This window comes from Erythrobacter sp. W36 (genome assembly GCF_057364935.1).
This window is the reverse complement of the sequence record NZ_CP200281.1, coordinates 683,045-704,772: the sequence shown is the minus strand read 5'-3', so window position 1 is coordinate 704,772 and position 21,728 is coordinate 683,045. Positions and strand designations below refer to the sequence as shown.

Sequence of the window (21,728 nt, the reverse complement as noted above, 5' to 3'; positions counted from 1 at the left end):
CCTATTCCTCTGCGCGGCCAGGGCCGATCGGGTTACCGGTCGGATCCAGTTCTTCTTCATCAGTGGCCGCGGCTTCGGCGGCTTCAGGTGCAGCAGCCTCTGCTTCTACCGTTTCAGCCTCGGGCTCAGCGTCGCCGCCTGCACATGCGGCTGTGAGCGTGAAAGCAGCTCCCACTGCTGCAGCCTTGATTATCTTCTTCATTGTCGTTCCCCTTTTCCAACGGACCCATACTAGGGCTATCATGCCGCGAACTTTGATTGCAAACGCGAAAATCCGGGAGCTTCGCGAATGGGATCGAGCATGGGATCGTTCGGCAAAAACAAAAGACCCGAATCTTCGGCAGCAACCGCACGGTTAAGCAGTTCCATCGCCTGAGAGGTGTTGCCCCATTGCGCTTGGATCTGTGCTTGCTGATACAGGCTAGCTGCACCGTACGTTTCCAAGATATTATCGAGTGCCAATTGCGCGGCATCTTCGTCGCCCAGCTTCTTTTGGACCAATGCCTCACCTGTGAGAGCAAACAGCGGAACGCTTTCCTTTCGGAAGCTATCGAGCGCTTGCTGGTCGGCTCCTCGCAAATAATGCGCGCTGCCCAAAGCATAATGAGCGCTCGCAAGCTCAGGGTTCAGCCGCAGCGCCTGCTCGATATGAGCAATCACATCGCCATACCGCCGTGACAGCAGAGCGATATAACCAGCAGACCTGAATGCGCGCGCATTGAGCGGGTCGAGTTCCAAAACCTGATTGATTATCTCTTGCGCCGCCGCTTGCTCGGACCCGTAAGCGAGGAATGTGGCAACGGATCGCTGCGTATCGGCATCACCGGGTGCCAGCTCTCTGGCGCGATCATAATGTGGTTTTGCAGCCTTGCGGTCCAACCTGCCATTGTTGAGCGCAAACCCCTTGGCGAGGTGCGCCTCGGCTAAATCTGGAGCAATATCGATCGCCTGCTGCGCCGCTGAAATAGCATCATCATAGAGTTGCCCTATCTCGCTGGCTTGCGAGGTCGCATTGGCAATCGCCGCGAGCATCTTGGAGCGCATCGCGTAAGCCGCAGCATAGCCCGGATCAGCCGCGATGGCCGCATCAAACTGCGCCAATGCCGCCCGGTCGCTCGCTTCGCCAGAGGACAGATCGTAAAGCGAGTGTCCCCGCAAATAGGCTTCATAGGCCGCGACGTTATCGGTGCCGCCGACCCCTTGCTGTTTCGCGAGAGATGCGTTGATCTCTTCTGCGCCAGCGATCTGCGCGACGAGCGATCGGGCAACAATGGAAGCGATCTCTGATTGAATGGCCAAGACGTCTTCAAACTGCCGGTCGAAGCTTTCCGCCCAGCGGATCACCCCGTCCTCAACTTGCACCAGCTCCGCCGAAATCCGGACAATCCCTTCGGCCAGCTGCACACTGCCACGCAGCAGATTGGCGACGCCGAGCTTGCGCCCCAGATCAAATTGATCATCCGCGTCAACATCGCCGCCTGCCGATGACGTCGGCGCAGACACTCGCAGGCGGGGATTGCGAGCGAGCGCGGCCCGCAGCTCATTCGACAAACCGCCAGAAAACCAGACTTGTTCTGGATCACCGGAAAGATTTTCGAAGGGGGTGACCGCGAGCGAAATGAAGTCGCCGGTTGGCTGCTGAAGCGCGTTGAATCCGAACACACCCAATGCAGCCGCACCGGCAAGACCGGCGCCGCCCATGACGAGACTCCGTGCGGCTCAGCATGAATGGTTGTGCTGCATCATTCTTGATCGGGGCTTGCGGAGACGTGACCCCGAACTGCGCCCTCACCGCTGCGAGTATTTGGTCCGCTTCAACCGTCCCCGGCTTACCCTTCCAACCACTCGCATCGATCGTCTGAAATTGCCGAAAGCCTAGGGGAGCCTGCGTGCCATCGATTGAAATCGGCACTAGGCAACGGCGCTCACGCCCGCTCTGCGCCTCATCACGCACCCAATGAGAATCCACCGAGATTTTGGACCAGAGAACAACAACACAAGTCGCATTTTCAAGTGCGGCCTCAGTCGTCGGGAGATAATTCTCGCCACCTTCCAGCAAGCCATCCCACCAGACCTTGATCCCGTTGTCTTCAAGTAGGCTAATGACCTCAAGCGCCCGCCCGCGCTCCTCACGCGAATAGCTCAGGAAAATGTGGCCCGAAACATCGCCCTCGCCACCTGCATCACTGTTGGAACTCGCACCCACCGAACGTAACCCCCACAATATTAAGCAAGGTTAGCCGCAAACAGGGCTCTGCGCCAGCGGTCAAAAGCGAGGTGCCTATCGCTAATGCGCAGAGAACACAGGCACGCGGTTTTGCATGAGCTGATCGCTCGTAGTGATGACTATGGCCTAAGACGCCAAAGCGGCGATGCTAGCGCACGCTAACGCACCGAAAATGCCACAATTGAGCTAAAAGAAGAAACGCACGTTCAACGGAAACGCTGTTCTCAACGAAACCGAGCGCGATACCACTCGCCTACTTGCAACGCGCGAACCCCATACAAACCCCAATTGTAACCAAACGACCTGAGCACGCGAACCCCTTCACATCTGGAGGGAAACCTATGAACTTGCGCGATCTGGAATATGTCACTGCGATTGATCGGTATCGCAACTTCGGCAAGGCAGCTGAGGCATGTCATGTGAGCCAGCCTGCGCTTTCCGCGCAGGTGAAGAAATTGGAAGAGCGGCTGGGTGTTGAGCTCTTCGCGCGCACCAATAGCGGTGTTCTGACCACAGATGCTGGCGTGCGCATCGTCGCGACCGCCAAAGACGTCCTGTATTCTGCGCAGCGTATTACCGATACGGCTGCGGAATATCACGATCCGTATGCGGCGCCATTGCGCATTGGGATAATCCCGACGCTTGCTCCATTTATCGTTCCTTACGTCTCGAAATCGATCAAGGTGCTCTCGGATCAGATAACAACCATCTACCGGGAGCAGCCGACGCAGACATTGCTCGCTGAGCTGGAAAACAGAATGATCGACGTTGCCCTGGTAAGCGGCCCGATCGAACTCTCCGGTTATAAATTCACGCCAATCTTCCGCGAACCCTTGATGCTGGTCGTCTCAAACACACACCGTCTGGCGAACACTGAGCGAGTGGCTGCGAGCGAAATCCCAACCGAAGAATTGCTATTGCTGACAGATGAGCATTGCCTGCGCGCAGAGACGCTGACGCTATGCCAAGGCAAGAACATCGGCATTGATGTGCCGCATCAGATCCTTGCAAACAACTTTCTGACGATGTCGCATTATCTCGCTGAGGGTGTCGGCTGTTCGCTTATGCCGATGCTTGCTCGCCCGTTTTTGGAACAGGCCAATCCGAACATCAGCTTTGTCGAGATCGAAGATGAGGCATACGGCCGCGACATTGGATTTTTGTCCCGCGAAGGGTGCCCAAGAGAACATATTCTGATGGCACTGTGCGATCAAATTCGCACATCGCCACCCGGAAATGTAACCTCTTTGGTCTAGCCTTCGAACAATCAAATGCGGCGCTTAAGAAGCATTCTGGAGAGCCGGCTTGTTGGTACAAGTCGGCCGTCAGCATTTGTTTAAATAGATATTTATATCAATATCTTATTCGATAACTAAAGCTTATCGCGACCATCAAAAGCTTGTATTATACAGGCTGAATTTCTGATCATAGATGACTGCCTCGAAGGCAGGTTACCCCCTGATCTGCCTTCATCCAATTTTTGGAAAACGAAAGGCAGCACAATGAATAACCCCCGTAACGCAAAGACGGTCCTCACAACTGGCCGTCTGCTTCTCACTTCTTCTTCTCTCGCGATCCTGATGGCCAGCAATGCCCAAGCGCAGCAGGTTATCAATGACGGCGACAATGCAACCGTCACTTCAGCCGCAGATGGCGAAACAATCTCAGCAGCAGCTGGTGTCACCAGCACGGTTGATGGCGCACCAGTGGTCGTTGTCGCGAACAATGCGGTGACTGTAGATAATGCAGGCACGCTGGCCACCACCGGCGTGACGCAGACGGTTCAGGTCAACCAAGGCACAACCGGTGCCGTGATCAACAATGCCGCGACGGGCTGGCTCGAAGCCGCATCGCGCGTTGTCAATTTCGACGGCAGTGACGCGACGCTTAACAATGATGGTGTGATCCTGGGCACAGGCAGCCAGCGCAATGGCGCCGTCTATGGCAACCGCACATCGAACAACATCACCATCAACAACTCGGCCACGGGCAGCATTGATGCAGGCGTCGAAGGCGCTGGTGTCGCAATCGAAGTCGGCGGCGGTGGAGCGCCTCGCGGCGGTGCGATCAACAATGCGGGCACCATCCAAGGTCGCGGCCAGGCAGCGCCAACAGGCGGTACAGCTGGCGACGGCATCCGCTTCTTTGGCCCCGGACTTGCGCCAGAATACATCTATGAAGGTGACATCACCAATTCCGGCCTGATCAATTCAGAGAGCACTCAAGGAACGGTTGCGGGCATCCGATTTGCCAATCGCATCGGCTTCCAGGGTACGCTCACCAATGAAGCGGGCGGCGAAATTTCCGGCGCGCAAAATGGCCTCTATTTCGGCAATGATGCAGATCACACCGGCGGTGTGGTTGATAACGCTGGCACGATCTCATCGGGCAGCCGGGCGCTGAACATTGATGGCACCGGGCTTACGATCAACAACACTGGTTCGATCCTGGGCACCGGCAACCAGCGCAACGGTACGGTCTATGCAGACAGCACTGCGCAGGACTTTGCGCTCAACAATCTGGCAGGCGGCGTTATTGATGCGGGCGCAGGGCTGGGAGGCGCAGGCTTCTCGGTAGAGCTAGCCTCGGCTGCAACCGGCGGTAACGCCTTCACCATCACCAATGATGGCACGATCCAGGGCCGCGGTAATGCGGGCGCTGGTGCAGCGGGCGCTGGCGATGGTCTGCGGTTCGAGCGGACCCGCGTTGCGGGAATGCTGGACGGCACCACTGACGGTCTGTTTGTTGGTGACATCACCAACACTGGCACGATCGACAGTGAGGCGGCCAATGGCACTGCTGCTGGTATCCGCTTCGTCAACGGCGTGAGCTTTGAAGGCACGCTGGAGAACTCGGGCACCATCTCGGGCGTTCAGAACGGCCTGTACTTCGGCAACGCAACGCCTGCTGGCGGCGGCGACTTTACAGCAGCCATCGTCAACAACTCCGGCACGATCTCCTCGGGCAGCCGCGCGCTAAACATCGATGGCGCCGGGCTTACCGTGAACAACACCGGTTCGATCCTCGGCACTGGCGCACAGCGCAACGGCACCGCCTATGCTGATGGCACGGCCACTGACTTTGCGGTCAACAACTCCGGCGTCATTGATGCGGTTGTATCGGGCTCAGGCTTTGCAGCTGAGATTGCAGCAACGGGTAACACGTTCACCTTCGATAACTCCGGCACCGTCCAGGGCCGCGGTCAAGGCGATGCTGCAACCGGCGCTGCTGGTGATGGCTTCCGCATTGGTAATGTTGGCAACTCTGATCTCGCTACAATCGATATCACCAACTCTGGTCTGATCGATTCTGAGAGCGCTGTTGGCACAACCGCTGGTCTGCGCATCGTCAATGGTATCTCAGCAGCTGGTACGATTACCAACGCTGCTGGCGGCACCATCTCAGGTGTTCAGAACGGCCTGTACTTCGGTAACGCCACACCTGCTGGTGGCGGCGACTTCACCGCGCTTGTGGTCGACAATGCTGGCACGATCTCATCGGGCAGCCGGGCGCTGAACATTGATGGCGCTGGGCTTACGATCAACAACACCGGCTCGATCCTGGGCACTGGCAACCAGCGCAACGGTACAGTCTATGCGGATGGTACGGCCAACGACTTCACCATTAACAATGATGGAGTGGTTGACGCGGTTGTCGGCGGCTCTGGTGTCTCACTGCAGCTGGGTGCGGCCGACGGCGACACACGCACGTTCAGCCTTTCCAACTCAGGCTCCATTGATGGACGCGGCGCGGCACTGCCAAGCGGCGACAGCTCTGGCGTTCGCCTGTTCTCAAACGCCGCCGGTGTGATTGTCTCCGGTGACATCACCAACACCGGCTCGGTTTCCTCGGAAACTGGAGCAGGTCTGTTGATTGAGAATGTCGATTTCACCGGGACCGTCACCAACTCTGGTACGATTACTGGCGCCGTAAACGCGGTCGATGCCTCGGCGGCGCTCGGCGGGCTGAGCTTCGTCCAGAATGGCGGCGCGCTTAACGGCAACTTTGTCGGATCAGCTTTTGCTGACACGCTCAGCATTGGCGCCGGTGACTTTGCACTAACGGGCGATGTCCTGACCAGTGTCGCGGTTACCGCTGATGCGGCAAGCACCGTCACCGTCCAAGGTCAGCGTTCGATTGAAGGCAGCCTGACAGCGAACGGCACGCTTGCCTTCGATCTGGGTGCTGACGCACTCGCGGTCGATGGTGACACGGTGCTGGGTGCTGGCAGCATCATCAACATCTCGACAAACCAAGTCGGCGTTGCTGATATTGGTCAAACCATCGACGTGATCACCGAAACCGGTGCTTTCACTGACAATGGCACGACCGTGAACGTGCTCGACACTGACTTTCTGGTCGACTTCACCGTCAACCTTGGCTCAGTCTCGGTCTCGCTTGCAGCAGCTGATCTTGGCGCGGTTTCAACCGATGCGAACATCAACAGCTTCGGCAGTGCGGTCACCTCAGCTGCGGCGAACAACCGTCTGCCAGCCGCTGTATTCGACGCTTTGAATGCGGCGACTTCTGTGAGCGAGTTCGAAGCTGCCTCACTGGCCCTCCTTCCTGCTATCAACGATGGTGTGACCCGCGAGATCTACGAAACACAGCGTTTCGCAAGCTCGCTACTCGAAGGACGCCTGGCCAGTGAAGAAACCGGATTGTGGGGCCAAGCGTTCTACCGTTCGGCGGACCGCGATGGCTCCAGCATCAGCTCACAAGGCTATGATGCTGACGCAATCGGCTTCACTCTCGGTCTCGACCGCAAGTTGAGCGACACGGCCACTGTCGGTGTATTGTTCAACTATGCTGACATCGACGTAGATGCGAACGGCACGGCCAATGCACAAAGCGAAATCAGCGCCTTCCAACTGGGCGGTTATGCTGGCTTTGATCTGGGCAATGCCTTCGTGAATGCAGAGCTCGGCTACTCGTTCAGCTCGGTTGACAACAGCCGCGGTGCCTTCGGCGCTCAGATCTTTGGAGAGAGCGACGTCGACGGCATCTACGGTAGCGTCAACGCTGGCTACGATATCGAAGCTGACAGCGTGGTGATCACTCCGAATGGCGGTCTGCGCTACTCAGAGCTGTCGCGTGACACCTTCACCGAAACCGGCGGACTTGGCCTGACCTTGGACAGTGAAAGCGCCGAGTTCTTCGAAGCCCGTGTCGGTGTAAAGGTCGCGGGAGCTGCAGAAACGGGCGTGATCCCATTCGCAAGCATCGATTACGCTTACGACCTCAGCAGCGATCCATTGGCGGTCAATGCATCGTTCAACGGCGGCGCTGACAGCTTCGTGCTGGTTGCTGATGAAGCCTCAGAATCGCGCTTCGATATCGGTGCCGGGCTCGACTTTGTGAACGAAAATGGTCTGTCGATCGGCGCAGAATACCGCGGCCGTTTCGCATCGGGCTACCAATCACACTCTGGCGGCGTCCGCGTCCGCTTTGAGTTCTAATCCCAGATTGACCTGGGCTGCCCAGGTCGATGGGGAGCCAGCCGGTGCCAAGTGCACCGGCTGGTTTTTCTTTTTGGGATTGCAGCATGGCATTCTCACTTGCTTATTCGCCCACACAGTGGCGAGGAATTGCTCGTAAGACCACAGTCCAACAGTGGACGAAACGGATTTCCGGTTGAGAGAATTACGATCCCGTCACCAGTTACTGGATCAAAGCGTACGGCGGTATTGAAGACTGGTTCATTGCTTCCATCATGACAGCTCGGCGAGTGCGGCACGGACAGCCCCTCGCAAACGATCTTGCCGGACTGCACATCGATCACAACACCGCCAGCAGCGCGGCGATCGCGCCAGCCTTCGATTGTGTCGGATTTGGAGACCGCCGTGACACAGACCAGCGCACCATCGCGCAACGCCAAACCGTTGAGATGGCCGCGCCTGGCTCGCCGTGACACTTTGCGATGCTGACCTGCTGGCTTGGCTGAGGCTGGCTGCTGAGACGATTTCGCGGCTGTGTTTGACATAATTGACCCTTGCAATGGCAGCCACACATTGGCTTCCCGATGGATCAGTGATGACAGGCGACCGTTCTAGCGAGCGATGCGAAAGCGCTGTGATTTGCGGTTTGACCCACTTTCTTCCAAAAAATCGGCCTTTTCGCGTTTTCAGCCAGATTTCAGAAAATCTTGGACCAATTCCACGAATCGGGTCGAAGCCGATTCGCGGCCCAACAGCAGGTGATTTTGGCTCTCAACGCCGGCCAATTGCGCACCCGGAATTCGCGACGCGATGGATCGCCCTGTTGCGAACGGGATGCGCATATCCCCGCGGCTGTGAACGACCAGTGTGGGGCACTGAACCTTCGCCAAATCATCCCGCACATCGATGGTTGAGAAGGCCTCCAGGAAACGCACGGCATTTTCTGCCGAAGTGGTTAGGCGCTGGAACTCGTCGAACCAGTCGAGCTCTTCCGGGCTGGCATCGGGCATGAAGGTGCGCGAGAAAACGTGGCGATAGGCTGGATTGTCCATGCCCCATCCGGTTTCGGTCAGCACCATCACAGCTTCGCGTTCGCGCACTTGATCGGGTGTCGCGTTAAATCGCCACCCTTGATCATAGGCGCCGAATAGGATCAGCTGCGAAACCCGCTCTGGATGCAGCGCGGCATAGCGGATCGACACGGCGGCCCCTTGGCTGATGCCCAGCAGAGGGAAACGCTCCAGCCCCGCCGCATCCACAACGCGCTCTAAGTCCTCAACGAACTTGTCAAAGGTGATCTCGTCAACATTCCAATCGGATAGACCGCATCCACGTTCATCATAGCGGAAGAAATTGTGCGACTTGGACAGTTCTTTGAACAATGGGCTCCACACCGGCGCATCCCAATCCAGCTCCAGATGGTTCAGCCAATTGGCCGCTTTTACCAGCGGCGGATTGGCAGCATTGCCCACACTCGCCCAAGCGATCGAGACACCGTCTTCGCCATCAACGAAACGGATCTGTTGTTCCTCAGGCGCGAGCAAATCGCGTGGTGTAATCAGTGGCTTACCAGGTTCCTCCGCGATTTCGAAAACGGGCGGCTCAATGCCCGCTTCACCGAACGTCTTGCGCAGATGGTCGGCGAGCCCGGTTGCCGCCGCGCGCCCAGCGGCATGGTACTTGGTTTCAAATGCAGTGAAGGCGGCACCGCGCGAATAAGGCGCGAGCCGGATCCAGCGCTCGGCCCATTTGTCGCGCGTCTGCCACGGCAATTCCTCGTCCCGAGCAAAGCGTTTGGCCACGCCTGCGCGCAGCCTCACGTAATCCTGCCGGTATCCCTCAAGCCAAGTCATAAACTCAGGCTGGTTGGGAAGCTCACAATCGGCCAGCGGCAGGCCAGAGGTTGCCTTCCAAACCTGGTCCGCTTCCTTTTCCGTCTGGTGACCGCGATTGGCGAGGTCGTTCAGCTGGTCTTTGTCAAACAGCGCCTGACTGCTGTCGAACCAGATCGCATCTCGATTGGAATTGACCGTTTCGTCGCCGTCGGCATTCACGAGTGTTTTGAGTTTTGACAGCGACCAGCGCAGCCCGGCCAGCGGATCATCCGTGTTGTCCCAAAACAGCTCGCACAGATCGCGCCGCGAATGCCGCTTGCCCGTGATCGCGAGATAGGCGAGCAAAGCGCGGGATTTGCGCGAGGACGGAAGCTCGAGAAGCGCCTCGCCGCGCTGGATCTCGAACGGCCCAAATGTCCGTATCTCAAGTGTCATGACTTGTTGCGACCCTGATTTGCGCTCCCAGCATAGGTCAATAGCATGCGGGGACACGGGTCAAGCGGAGATTCGGGATTGGTAGCGGAGGAGGGACTTGAACCCCCGACACGCGGATTATGATTCCGCTGCTCTAACCAGCTGAGCTACTCCGCCAAACCAAAGTCTGGCTGGTCCAGGGGGCGTTTTCGCCCGGACCGCAGGCGGCGCGTTTAGGCGGGGGCAGAGCCCGGGTCAACACCTGTTTGACACTGTTTGCGACCAAACCGGCACTCTACTCAGCGGCGCGGCGCTCTGCGGAAGGCTGCGCGCTTTACAAATGTCCACGGCCCACCTTCATAGAGGTGCAGTTCCAGCGCCGGGAAAGCAAAGCTGCGCGGCTCAATCTCCAGCGCTAGGGCCGCTTGCAATGCGCGCGCTTCTTCTTTGGTGACCTTATTTTGGATCGTGATGTGCGGGCGCGGCTCGTACAGATCCTGATCGGTCAGGCTGCCATGAAAATGGTCGGCAATCTCCGCGCGAAGGCTTAGTAATTGTGCGCTCTCAAGGGCGATGGCTGTGCCCTTCCCCAGGTCCATTACCCCGGTAACCCGCCCTTCGAGCGGCGAATATTCCGCTGCGATGCGCGGCAGATAGCTTTTCAGCTCGTCCAGCAATGAAGGCGCAAAGGAATGGAACATGGTGACATGCGCGTGCAGATGGTTGCGATGGGCGGGATAATGCTCGCGCCGCAATCCTTCGGCCCAAGAAGCGATCTCAGGCGGCAAAGCGGCGGTGACGATGAACGGACGAGCCATGCCTTAGATCGCTTTCTTGTGCGGCTCACTGGGCACACTCAAATGCGCCCTGCTGCTACATCTCACCGCGTTCACGGCGGATCGCGTACCATTTCTCAACATTGGCGTTGTGCTCAGCCAAGGTCTCGGCGAACCAATGGCCGCCGGTCCCATCCGCCACCATAAACAGCGCGCTTGTCTGGTCCGGATTGAGCACGGCAGCGATACTTTCCCTGCCCGGATTGGTGATCGGCCCAACCGGCAGACCGACGCGCGTGTAAGTGTTGTAGCCATTGACCGCCGCGATCTCAGACTGGCGGATACGGCGGCCCAGCGGCTTACCCTTGGTGATCGGATAGATGATCGTCGGGTCTGCTTGCAGCAGCATCCCCGTTTTGACCCGGTTGGAATAGAGCCCGGCGATCTTGCGCCGTTCAGACGCTTTGCCTGTCTCTTTCTCAACGATGGCCGCCAGGATCAACGCCTCTCGCATGGTATCAACCGCGATGTTGGGTCCGCGCTCTGCCCAGGCTTCCGCGAGATACAGGTCCATCGCCGCCTGCATCCGTTCGACAACCTTTTGCCAGCTCTCCCCGCGTTCAAAATCATAGGTGTCTGGCAGGATCGATCCTTCGACCGGGATTTCAATCTCGCCGGTCAGCAGATCTTCCGCCATTAGGCGTTCGTGAACAAGTATCGAGGGCATGCCCTCTGGAATGGTGACGAAGCGCCGGATCACATCCCCGCTTTGAAAGGCGGATAGGATCTGGCCCTGTGTCATACCGGCGTTGAGCATGAATTCGCCCGCCTGGATCGGATCGCTGGAGCCGAATAGGCGCGCACGCATCACAAACCCTTCGGAAGAGGTGATGTGCCCCTCTTCCTCCAGTGTTCGCGCAACCGAACTGAGCGAAGCGCCAGCCGGTATGATGAAGCTGCTGTCCTCCTTCACCGTGGCCGAGCCAAGATAAAGGCTGCCTGCATAGGTACCCGCCGCCAGCAATAGCGCGCAAATGAGGCCAGCGATCAGGCCGAGCCGCTTCATCGGCCTCAGTCGACCTTTTGCATGACGAGCGAAGCGTTTGTGCCGCCAAAGCCGAAGCTGTTGTTGAGCACGGCTCGCACGTCGCGCTTACGCGCGGTGAGCGGAACCAGGTCGATCCCCTCTGTGCCATCGTCAGGGTTATGAAGGTTGAGCGTTGGCGGAACGATGCCGTCGCGCATTGCGAGTACACAGAACACGGCCTCAACCGCGCCTGCACCGCCCAGCAAGTGGCCAATCGCCGATTTGGTCGAGCTCATCGAAGCGCCGCCTAGATCATCGCCGAGCACGCGTTTTACCGCCGCAAGCTCAATCGTGTCGGCCATGGTCGATGTGCCATGCGCGTTGACATAGTCAATATCGCCAGCAGACAGACCCGCCTTCTTTAGCGCCATGCGCATAGCCAACTCTGCGCCCTTGCCCTCTGGATGAGGGGCAGTGACGTGATAGGCGTCGCCAGAAAGACCATAGCCGGTCACCTCGGCATAGATTTTCGCACCGCGTGCCTTGGCATGCTCGTATTCTTCGAGAACAACAACGCCAGCGCCCTCGCCCATCACGAAGCCTTCGCGGTCTTTGTCGTAAGGACGGCTCGCCTCGGTTGGGCGGTCGTTATAACTGGTGTTGAGCGCACGCGCCTGAGCGAAGCCTGCGATGCCGAGCGGGTTCACGGTGCTTTCTGCGCCGCCTGCGAGCATAACATCCGCATCGTCGAGCATGATCATGCGGGCCGCGTCGCCAATGGAGTGTGCGCCAGTGGAGCAAGCCGTCACAACAGCGTGATTGGGGCCCATAAAGCCATATTTGATCTGAACCTGGCCGGTGACCAGGTTGATCAAGCGGCCATGAACAAAGTGCGGGCTGACCCGGCCAGGGCCGCGCTCATGCAGATTGACGCTCTCTTTTTCGATGCCCGGAAGGCCGCCAATCCCGGCGCCAATCGAACAACCAGTGCGCAATTTCAGCGCATCGTCCATGTCCTCTAGGCCAGCGTCTTCTAACGCCTGGCCCGCGGCATCAATGCCGTAAACAATGAACGGATCAACCTGGCGCTGGATCTTGCCATCAACACGCTTGTCAGGATCAAATCCGTATTCGTGATCCTTGCCTTTGACCTCGCAGGCGATCTGACATTTCTGATCGGACGCATCAAAGCTGGTAATCGGCCCAGCCCCGCTCTTCCCAGCAATCAAATTCGCCCAAACGGTCTCGACATCTGCCCCCAGAGGCGTGACGAGGCCCAAACCGGTAACGACAACACGGCGCATTGCAGTCCTTTCGAGGCTCTTGGCCTTTCAAATACGCTACAGGCCCACGCCCACTTCGGGGCGCGGGCCTGTGATTTTGGCAAAGCTATAGAATGATCGGCGCGCACATGCGGGCCGTCAGCCTCAGCTGATTAGCCCTTATTGCCTTCGATATATTTGGTCGCATCACCAACAGTGGTGATTTTTTCGGCCGCATCGTCAGGGATTTCGACGCCGAATTCCTCTTCGAAAGCCATAACCAATTCGACGATGTCGAGGCTGTCTGCGCCCAGATCATCGATGAAGCTCGCATCTTGTGAAACCTTGTCGGCTTCTACGCCGAGGTGTTCGACAACAATTTTCTGCACGCGGTCGGCAGTATCGCTCATAATGTTCCCTCTTAATTTTGGGGTGTAAAACTCGCATTCGCCCTAATGAACGGCGCGCATGAGTGCAAGGGGGGAAGATTGCCCGTCCCAAGCGGTGATGGATGCATCAATCGAACAGCGCCCGGGTATCGAGCAATTCAATATCGCGGCGCGCAGCCATGGACCGCGCAATCATATATTTGTGCCAACTTCCAAAAGTTACAAGGGCGCGCAACCCTTTGCCGGTGATGGAATCGAGCGCCAAATTGATTAAGTCATTGTGCGCACGGTTGATTTTCGTCCATCCGCCTGGCCCCAAATCGGCGTCGAAATAACGCTGATAAGGTGTCTGAGCGCGCTCTACGATGGCGTCATAGTCCGCCGTATGGATGAATTTTGGGTCATCGCCACGTCCAGCTAGCTCTACTGAATACTGCCTGCGAGCGGCCAAATGCTCAGCCCATTGCTGAGCCCTGGCAGGATCGTTTTCGATTTGCTTAAGCGCCTCGCGGCGGTCGTCCGCAATTGCCTGTGTCCAGCCCGCGCCAGCAAGAATCTCAAAGTCCATCTCTCGGCTGAGCGGGAAAATGACATCAGTATATTCGGGGAAAACTTTGGTTCGCGGCTCTGTCACTGCGCCTGTTTTGGCAAATCCCGCCTTCGCAGCCTCCAGCCGATCTGGCGGAATTTCGGTGATAATCACATCCGGCTTTGCCCGTCGCACTGCCTCACGCAAAACGCCGAGCGAATATTTGGTGCTGGTACGATGCCTTGAATGGATCGCGCCGAGCACATGCAGGCGCGTTGTGCCAGATGGCTTAGTCGGACCGGGAGCGCATGCACTCAAGGGCAGCGAGCTTGATATCGCAGCGGCCATAGAGCTTAGAATAGCGGAGCGGCGTGTGAATGTCATAAGCGGTTATTCGCAGTGCACACCTGGCCAGTTACAATGCAAACCTGCCGTAGCGCCTATCCGCCTTCAGCTGGTCCACCACCTTCGGAGGTATCACTCAGTTCGTCGACATCAGCGTAGCGCCGGTTCAGGATTTCGGCGCGCGCCGCGAGCTGATCTTCTGCGCGCATCCAGCCTTCGACACGGTCGACAGATTCCAGCGCCATCAGTTTTTGCGGCTCAATCGCCAATGCTCGCTGCAAGGTATCAAGCGATAGCGCATACTCGCCATTGCGCTCGTGACACATCGCAACATTGAACAGCACGGACACCTGCTGCGGATTGCTAGCCTCCAGCGCTTTAAACGCATCGCAGGCCGCATCTTCATCGCTCTTTGTCAGTTTGACTGCGTTCTTGAATGCTTTGCGATCAGCCTTTTCGAGCCCCTTGCGACGTTCAAGAATGCGGTACTGACTCTCATAAAAGCGCGGCGCGAGAGCGCTTCTCACTCGCCATGCGAAACTCGATACGAGCCCATCTGACATCTCTGGTATCGACGCCTGCGAATTACTGTCGGTGCACGCTTCTTTGCTGCGCGTCATCTCATCGCGAGCAGCGTAGAGGATCGCTCCATCTTGAGCGATGATCTCAATATCAGGATAAAATGAGACCTCAGTGCGGCTGCAATCGTAATAGGTCGTTTTATGACGGACGCACTTATTATCGTCGTCTTTCTCTGCGCATTTGCGCTCACCCTTTGGCTCTAGCTCAATGACCGAGGATTGAATACTGGCGCTGCCCTGGATGATAGCATCAACAGGGGCGCCACCGATCGTTATCACATCAAACCACGGCTCATTTTGAGCGCGCGCTTTTTGCAGGGCATCTTTGAGTTCATAGGCGAGCTGCGCACCTTTGCTGCCGCTCAGCGTATCGACAGAAATCGTTTCGATCTCGAGTCCAGCATCCGTCGTCGCCGGCAAGTGTGCGCCCACGGTCAGCGTCTCTGCGCTTGCTGGAGTGGCACACAACACCAGCCCAACTCCAAGCGCGCCTGCTCGTGCCAAATTTGTGAACTTCATGCCGATTCCCCTATTGCCCTGCGCGCACTCTATCGCGCCCTGCAGATTAGGGGAAGGTGAACCGGTTTTGCCTGCTGCAGCTGCGATCTACTCGCCGAAGCAAAGACTTGCGCGTCAGCTGCCTTATGCGGGTTTCGCCGCATCGCCTTCCTTTTTAGGCGGCTCAATCACCCGCAAGGACAGCTCGCGCAATTGCGGCAATTCCGCTTTGCTCGGCGCGCCCATCATCAGGTCTTCACCCTTCTGATTCATCGGGAATGCGATCACTTCGCGGATAGCCTCTTCGCCCGCCAGCAGCATCACGATCCGGTCAATACCCGGAGCTGACCCGCCGTGCGGAGGTGCGCCGAGCTTGAACGCCTCGATCATCCCGCCGAACTCGCGGTCGACGTCTTCCTTGGAGTAACCAGCGATCTCAAACGCCTTGTACATGATGTCTGGCCGGTGGTTCCGGATTGCGCCGGAGGACAGCTCATAGCCGTTGCAGACAATGTCATATTGCCACGCCTTAATCTCGAGCGGATCCTGGTTTTCCAGCGCGTCCATCTCGCCTTGCGGCATTGAGAATGGGTTGTGACTGAAATCGACCTTCTTGGCGTCTTCGTCATACTCGAACATCGGGAAATCAACGATCCAGCAGAACTTGAAGCAGTTCTCTTCGATCAGGCCAAGTTGCTCACCAACCTGAGTGCGAGCGGCACCGGCCAATTTCGCTGCGTCCTTTTCCTTGCCCGCGGCAAAGAACAGGCCGTCATCCGGACCAAGGCCAAGCTCATCATACAGCTGAGCCATAAGGTCAGGACCGTGGTTCTTGGCAATCGGGCCGCCAAACTCACCGCCCTTGCGGGTTACATAGCCAAGTCCAGCAAAGCCCTCACCGCGCGCCCAATTGTTCATATCGTCGAAGAACTTGCGGCTCTTCTCATTGGTGTTTGGCGCAGGCACCACGCGGACCACGCCGCCGCCGCCCACGATCTTTTCAAACAGACCAAAGCCTGACTTCTCGAAATGGCTGGTGACATCTGAAATGATCAGCGGGTTACGCAGATCAGGCTTATCGCTGCCATATTTCAGCATCGCCTCGGCGTATGGAATGCGCGGGAAATCGCCCGACGCGGTCACGCTCTTGCCATTGGCGAACTCAGCGAAAACGCCCGCAAGAACCGGCTCCAGCGTTTGGAACACGTCTTCCTGCGTCACAAAGCTCATTTCAAAGTCGAGCTGGTAGAACTCCAGGCTCCGGTCAGCGCGCAGGTCTTCATCGCGGAAACATGGCGCAATCTGGAAATAGCGATCAAATCCGCTGACCATCAGCATCTGTTTAAACATCTGCGGCGCTTGCGGCAGCGCGTAGAAATTGCCCGGATGCATGCGGCTCGGCACCAGAAAGTCGCGCGCGCCCTCTGGCGAGGAAGCCGTCAGGATCGGCGTCTGAAACTCGGTGAAGCCTTGGTCGATCATGCGCCCACGGATCGAGGTGATCACCTGACTGCGCAACATAATGTTGCGATGCATGGTTTCGCGCCGCAGATCGAGGAAGCGGTATTTGAGACGAATGTCCTCAGGATATTCCTGCTCGCCAGCAACCGGCATCGGCAGTTCTTCCGCCGCGCTTTGCACTTCGACCGCGCGGCCAAACACTTCGATCGCGCCGGTTGGCAGGCCGCTGTTCACCGTCTCTGCCGAACGCGCTTTCACCTCACCGTCAATCGTCACGACGCTTTCCGCGCGCAGCGAATCGAGAATTGGCAAGGCGGGCGAATCCTCGTCCGCAACGATTTGCGTGATGCCGTAATGATCACGCAGATCGACGAACAGCACGCCGCCATGGTCACGTTTGCGGTGAATCCAGCCAGAAAGGCGAATGGTTTCACCGACATTGGCTTCACTTAACTGTGCGCAAGTATGGGTACGATAAGCGTGCATGCTAAACTCTTGTCCTGTTCGAGAGTATGGCGCTAAAGGCGCGCCAGCAATGATTGCATGGCGTGGCCTAGTTTAGAGCGCATATCAATATGCGCGCGCTAACAGGGCAAGCGCGGGGCTTTGTCAAGTTTCACGCATGCTAAGCAATCATCAATGGGCTCACGCCCGGAGGCGGTACTCCGCCTGACACACTGAAAAGACAGATATGAAAATACATGATCTGATTACCACGACCGACGCTTTGAGTGACCTTTGCGAGCGTTTGGCGAAATCTGAATTTGTCACCATCGACACCGAATTCATGCGCGAGAACACCTATTGGCCGGAACTGTGCCTGGTGCAGATCGCCAATGAGGAAGAGGCCGCAGCGATTGATCCGCTAGCCGATGGGATTGATTTAACCCCGCTGCTCGACCTGATGTGCGAAAATGACGAAGTGCTCAAAGTCTTCCATGCAGGCGGGCAAGATGTTGAGATTATCGTCAACCTCACCGGCAAGACCCCCTTCCCCATTTTCGACACGCAAATCGCGATGATGGCGATCAGCCAATCGGAGCAAATCGGCTACGCCAATCTGGTCGACAGCTGGCTGGGCCTGCAAATCGATAAAGGCGCGCGCTTCACCGATTGGAGCCGCCGCCCGCTAACCGACCGGCAGATCGAATACGCCATCGGTGATGTGACACACCTGTCCGAAATCTTCCCAAAAATGCTCAAGAAATTGATCAAGACGGGCCGCGGGCGCTGGCTCGATGCGGAGATGGAAAAGCTCGCCGATGCGAGCAATTACATCGTCAATCCTGACAATGCCTGGCGCCGGATTCGCCAGCCGGGCCGCAATCCAGCGGTGCTTGGCAGGATGAAGGGCCTCGCCGCATGGCGCGAAGGCGAAGCGCAGCATAAGAATATCCCGCGCGGCCGGATTATGCGAGATGAGACCTTGGCAGATATCGCTAGCCACCCGCCCAAAAAGCAGGCCGATCTCGCCAAAGTGCGCGGGTTGTCGTCCGCATGGCGCGACAATGATATTGGCAAGCGGTTGATGCGCGTCATCGAAGAGGCCGAGCCACTGCCCAAAAACGAGCTTCCAGAGAAGATGAAGCGCGGCGCGCCTCTGGGCAAGGAAGGCGCATTGGTCGCTGATCTCCTGAAATTGCTCCTGAAGATCCGGGCGCGCGAGATCGATGTGGCCTCGCGCCTACTGACCCGCGCCGATGAAATGGAGGCTCTCGCCGTCGGCGTTCGCGATCTCAAAGTGCTGCAAGGCTGGCGCTACGAAGTATTTGGCAAAGATGCGCTGGAACTGGTCGAAGGCAAGCTCGGATTTGCGGTGAAAAATGGCAAACTGTCCATGACCCACATCGATGACATGCACGCAAACATGGAAGAAGCCGCCGCGGCCAGCGATGACGCGGCAGAGGCGGAAGCGGAAGCCGAGGCCGAAGCAGAGACGGCTGCGGTCGAATAGCACTCAGCCATGTCCACCTATCTCCCCACCATCAAACAGCTGCAATATCTCGTGTCTTTGCACGAGCATAAGCACTTCGGCCGCGCGGCCGATGCGAGCTATGTTTCGCAATCGACCCTATCGGCGGGCATTCGCGAGCTGGAATCGCTGTTGGGCGTAACACTGGTCGAGCGCAGCCGCCGGGTCGTGCGCTTTACTGCGCTGGGCGATCAGGTGGTGGAAAAGGCGCACCGGCTGCTGCGCGAGGCAGAGGAGCTGTCCGACCTCGTCCAAGCTGCGGGCAAGCCGCTGTCCGGTACGCTGCGCATGAGCGTTATTCCGACCATCGCGCCCTTTATGCTGCCGCATATGTTGCCGCGCCTGAAGCGCGAGCGGCCTGATCTAAAGCTGCTGCTGCGCGAGGAAACCAGCCAGGACGCGGTGGAATCGCTGCAACATGGCCGGGTCGATTGCGTACTGCTTGCCCTGCCCTTTGGCACTGGCGAAGTCGAAGTCGAGCACATCAGCGACGACAAGCTGTTCGTTGCCTTTCCCAAGGATGATCCGCGCGATCCGCCAGACAGCATTCCGCCCAGCATGATTGATGAGGGTCGACTGCTGCTGCTGGAAGATGGGCATTGCCTGCGCGATCACGCGCTGGCCGCTTGCGCGCGCCCAGAAATGCGCGCCAATGCCGCGATCATTGGCACGTCGCTGCACACTCTGGTGCAGATGGTAGACAATGATTTGGGCCTGACGATGCTGCCCCAAATGGCGCTGGACGCCGGAATATTGAACGACACCGACGTTGTCGCCCGCCCGCTTAAATCCGCGCAGGCCAGCCGCGAGATTGCCCTCATCTGGCGCAAGAACAGCCCGCGCGCAGATGATTTTAAACTTCTCGCGGAGGAATTGCGGGCGGGTTAGTATTCATCGGGCATCGATTACGCATGCCCGAAGCGACTCAATCCATATGCTTAAGGCCGACCCGCAAGTAATCCCAGCCGGTGATGCAGGTTAGCACCGCAGCTGCCCACAAGGTCGTCAGGCCGATCAAGTGCAGCCAGGTCTGTTCAACCGAGGCGCAGGCATCGCCGGGCACTTGGCATGGTTGGCCATGCACTGCTCCGCCGCCAATCAGCGCCGCCAGAGCAACCAGCTGAAATGCGGTCTTCCATTTCGCCAGTTTACTGACCGGCATTGAGACCTGAATGCCGCCCAGAAATTCGCGCAGGCCAGAGACGGCAATCTCGCGCATCAGAATGATTAGACCAGCAATGACGTGGAAATCGCCCACATAAGGTCCGCGCAGATATCCTTGTGCGGTCAGCACCAGGATAACGGTCGCGACCATGATCTTGTCAGCAATGGGATCGAGGAAAATGCCGAGCTTTGACACCGTCCCCTGCGCCCGCGCCAGATAACCATCGAAGAAATCGGTGATCGCAATCAAGCCGTAGAGGACAAAGCCGATCGCATAGCCCAATTGCCATTCCGGCCACCACAGAAAGAAGGCCAGTAATGGCAAAGCCATAATGCGCGACAAAGTAAGAATGTTGGGCAATGTCATCATTGTGAATGCGTCCTTAGCCGCCTTTGCCAAAGCGCAAAAGATACAACAGGCACCTTGTTAACGCCTGCGTATCGTCTATCTCCTGCGTCAGGGGAGCGAACACTTTCATGACCACGACGACGCATCTTTTGCGCCGCAGGCGCTTCCTGCCCTTGTTCTGCACTCAGTTGCTGAACGCATTTAATGACAATTTGTATAAGACCGCGATGGTCCTGTTCGTCGTGTACCAGGTGTACAACGACGAAAGCACCGAGGCGATCTTCAGCGCAGTTGCCTCTGGTCTGTTCATTCTGCCGTTTTTCGTGCTGTCCGCGCTGGCAGGACAGCTGGCCGATATGCGCGACAAGGCGGCGATCATACGCACCGTGAAAATGTGCGAGATTGGACTAATGCTGATCGGTGCGACCGGGCTGTTTTTGGCCTGGCGCGGGATCGCGGTCGACAGCTTTGCGATACCGCTTTTGATGTTCGCCCTGTTCCTGACGGGGGTTCAGTCGACATTTTTGGGCCCGATCAAATATGCGATCCTGCCGCAGCATTTGAAGAAAGACGAAGTGCTGGCTAGGCACGGGACTGGTTGAGGCTGGCACTTACATCGCCATTTTGCTCGGCACGATCCTGGCCGGGTGGATCCCGGTTGAATGGGCCGCTGGCGGGATCATAGTGACATCGGTGATCGGCTATATTTCCAGTCGGCAAATCCCCTCTGCACCGCCTTTGGGTGAGGTTGAAAAGCTCGATTGGCACATCATCCGCGCGTCGATCGCGCTCATCAAAAACACAATGCATGATCGCCAGATATTCTACGCGATCCTCTCGATCAGCTTCTTCTGGACGATTGGCGCTGTGCTGTTCATCCAATTCCCGCCGCTCGCGAAAAACACGCTGATGGCCAGCAAGGAAGTTGCCAGCCTATTCCTGGTGATCTTCTCCATCGGGGTGGCTATCGGTTCAGTCTCGATCAACAAGCTGCTGAAAGGCAAAGTGTCGGCGCGCTATTCGCCCATATCCGTCATCGCGATGGGTGCATTTGTGGTCGCATTCTATCTGGTGTGCCGCATGTGGCAGGCGGATCAGCCGACACAGCTGCTAAGTGTCGCCGAATTCGTCGCATGGCCGCTGGCCGCTGTTATCTTGCTGTGCCTGCTTGGTATTGCAGTGGCAGGCGGCATGTTCGTGGTGCCGCTCTATGCGTTTCTCACCACCCGCTGCGCACCCGACGAAGCCGCGCGGACGATTGCGGCCAACAACATCGTCAATTCAGGCGCGATGGTGGTGGGATCGTTGCTGGCCATTGGGCTTAGCGCGCTGGGCGTACCGGTGGTGGAGCAGGTGCTGCTAAGCGCAGGAATGTGCCTGGTATCTGCCTGGCTCGGCAAACGGCTGCACAATGCTGAGTTGGAGCACGCTGACGCCGCAGCTTAGACCGCCGCGGAGCGA

The 21,728-nt window shown here is 57.7% G+C and carries 16 protein-coding genes, 1 tRNA gene and 2 pseudogenes; 5 read left to right on the top strand and 14 right to left on the bottom strand.

Features of this window, described 5'->3' with window-relative positions; genetic code table 11:
* Position 1: 1 nt before the first annotated feature.
* The 3 genes and pseudogenes from AC0V6U_RS03500 to AC0V6U_RS03490 form a co-directional block, all read right to left on the bottom strand.
* Positions 2–202, bottom strand: coding sequence for a hypothetical protein (locus AC0V6U_RS03500; RefSeq protein ID WP_472644827.1), 201 nt, complete (start codon positions 200–202; stop codon positions 2–4).
* 38 nt (positions 203–240) lie between these two features.
* Positions 241–1,701 carry a hypothetical protein gene (locus AC0V6U_RS03495; protein ID WP_472644826.1) on the bottom strand — a complete coding sequence of 487 codons (1,461 nt, stop codon included), beginning with the start codon at positions 1,699–1,701 and terminating at the stop codon, positions 241–243.
* A gap of 148 nt (positions 1,702–1,849) precedes the next feature.
* Positions 1,850–2,206: pseudogene (locus AC0V6U_RS03490) on the bottom strand (toll/interleukin-1 receptor domain-containing protein); the annotation flags it as partial.
* Between the two features lie 362 nt (positions 2,207–2,568).
* On the opposite strand from AC0V6U_RS03490, the gene AC0V6U_RS03485 reads away from it, so the two are divergent.
* Positions 2,569–3,483: a LysR substrate-binding domain-containing protein gene (locus tag AC0V6U_RS03485; protein ID WP_472644825.1), complete on the top strand. Its 915-nt coding sequence runs from the start codon at positions 2,569–2,571 to the stop codon at positions 3,481–3,483.
* Between the two features lie 246 nt (positions 3,484–3,729).
* The gene (locus AC0V6U_RS03480) at positions 3,730–7,686 is read left to right on the top strand and encodes an autotransporter domain-containing protein (RefSeq protein WP_472644824.1); all 3,957 of its coding nucleotides are present in this window, start codon (positions 3,730–3,732) and stop codon (positions 7,684–7,686) included.
* A 95-nt stretch (positions 7,687–7,781) separates the two neighbouring features.
* Here AC0V6U_RS03480 and AC0V6U_RS03475 read toward each other — a convergent pair whose 3' ends face one another.
* The 10 genes from AC0V6U_RS03475 to aspS form a co-directional block, all read right to left on the bottom strand.
* Entirely contained in the window at positions 7,782–8,210 is a 429-nt protein-coding gene (locus tag AC0V6U_RS03475; protein WP_472644823.1) for a DUF4915 domain-containing protein, read from the bottom strand.
* Between the two features lie 141 nt (positions 8,211–8,351).
* On the bottom strand, positions 8,352–9,935 hold the full coding sequence (locus AC0V6U_RS03470) for a bifunctional AfsR/SARP family transcriptional regulator/alpha/beta hydrolase (RefSeq protein WP_472644822.1): 1,584 nt from the start codon (positions 9,933–9,935) through the stop codon (positions 8,352–8,354).
* Positions 9,936–10,014: 79 nt separating this feature from the next.
* A tRNA-Met gene (locus AC0V6U_RS03465) sits at positions 10,015–10,091 on the bottom strand.
* A gap of 122 nt (positions 10,092–10,213) precedes the next feature.
* Positions 10,214–10,732, bottom strand: a complete 519-nt coding sequence (locus AC0V6U_RS03460) for a 2'-5' RNA ligase family protein (protein ID WP_472644821.1) — start codon at positions 10,730–10,732, stop codon at positions 10,214–10,216.
* A gap of 55 nt (positions 10,733–10,787) precedes the next feature.
* A complete protein-coding gene (mltG, locus tag AC0V6U_RS03455; protein ID WP_472644820.1) occupies positions 10,788–11,756 on the bottom strand; it encodes an endolytic transglycosylase MltG in 969 nt (322 codons plus the stop codon).
* 5 nt (positions 11,757–11,761) lie between these two features.
* On the bottom strand, positions 11,762–13,021 hold the full coding sequence (gene fabF, locus AC0V6U_RS03450; protein WP_472644819.1) for a beta-ketoacyl-ACP synthase II: 1,260 nt from the start codon (positions 13,019–13,021) through the stop codon (positions 11,762–11,764).
* A 131-nt stretch (positions 13,022–13,152) separates the two neighbouring features.
* A complete protein-coding gene (locus tag AC0V6U_RS03445; RefSeq protein WP_472639148.1) occupies positions 13,153–13,389 on the bottom strand; it encodes an acyl carrier protein in 237 nt (78 codons plus the stop codon).
* 106 nt (positions 13,390–13,495) lie between these two features.
* A complete protein-coding gene (locus AC0V6U_RS03440) occupies positions 13,496–14,281 on the bottom strand; it encodes a hypothetical protein (RefSeq protein ID WP_472644818.1) in 786 nt (261 codons plus the stop codon).
* A 56-nt stretch (positions 14,282–14,337) separates the two neighbouring features.
* Positions 14,338–15,342 (bottom strand): tetratricopeptide repeat protein, encoded by a 1,005-nt coding sequence (locus AC0V6U_RS03435; protein ID WP_472644817.1) that lies wholly within the window; start codon positions 15,340–15,342, stop codon positions 14,338–14,340.
* A gap of 123 nt (positions 15,343–15,465) precedes the next feature.
* On the bottom strand, positions 15,466–17,268 hold the full coding sequence (aspS, locus tag AC0V6U_RS03430; RefSeq protein WP_472644816.1) for an aspartate--tRNA ligase: 1,803 nt from the start codon (positions 17,266–17,268) through the stop codon (positions 15,466–15,468).
* 205 nt (positions 17,269–17,473) lie between these two features.
* Here aspS and rnd point away from each other — a divergent pair, with 205 nt between their 5' ends.
* A complete protein-coding gene (rnd, locus tag AC0V6U_RS03425; RefSeq protein ID WP_472644815.1) occupies positions 17,474–18,736 on the top strand; it encodes a ribonuclease D in 1,263 nt (420 codons plus the stop codon).
* 9 nt (positions 18,737–18,745) lie between these two features.
* Positions 18,746–19,642, top strand: coding sequence for a LysR substrate-binding domain-containing protein (locus tag AC0V6U_RS03420; protein WP_472644814.1), 897 nt, complete (start codon positions 18,746–18,748; stop codon positions 19,640–19,642).
* 37 nt (positions 19,643–19,679) lie between these two features.
* On the opposite strand, the gene pgsA is transcribed toward AC0V6U_RS03420, so the two are convergent.
* Complete coding sequence (pgsA, locus tag AC0V6U_RS03415) at positions 19,680–20,288, bottom strand: CDP-diacylglycerol--glycerol-3-phosphate 3-phosphatidyltransferase (protein WP_472644813.1); 609 nt, start codon at positions 20,286–20,288, stop codon at positions 19,680–19,682.
* Between the two features lie 107 nt (positions 20,289–20,395).
* On the opposite strand from pgsA, the pseudogene AC0V6U_RS03410 reads away from it, so the two are divergent.
* Positions 20,396–21,713 (top strand): annotated as a pseudogene (locus tag AC0V6U_RS03410) (MFS transporter).
* Positions 21,714–21,728: the final 15 nt, after the last annotated feature.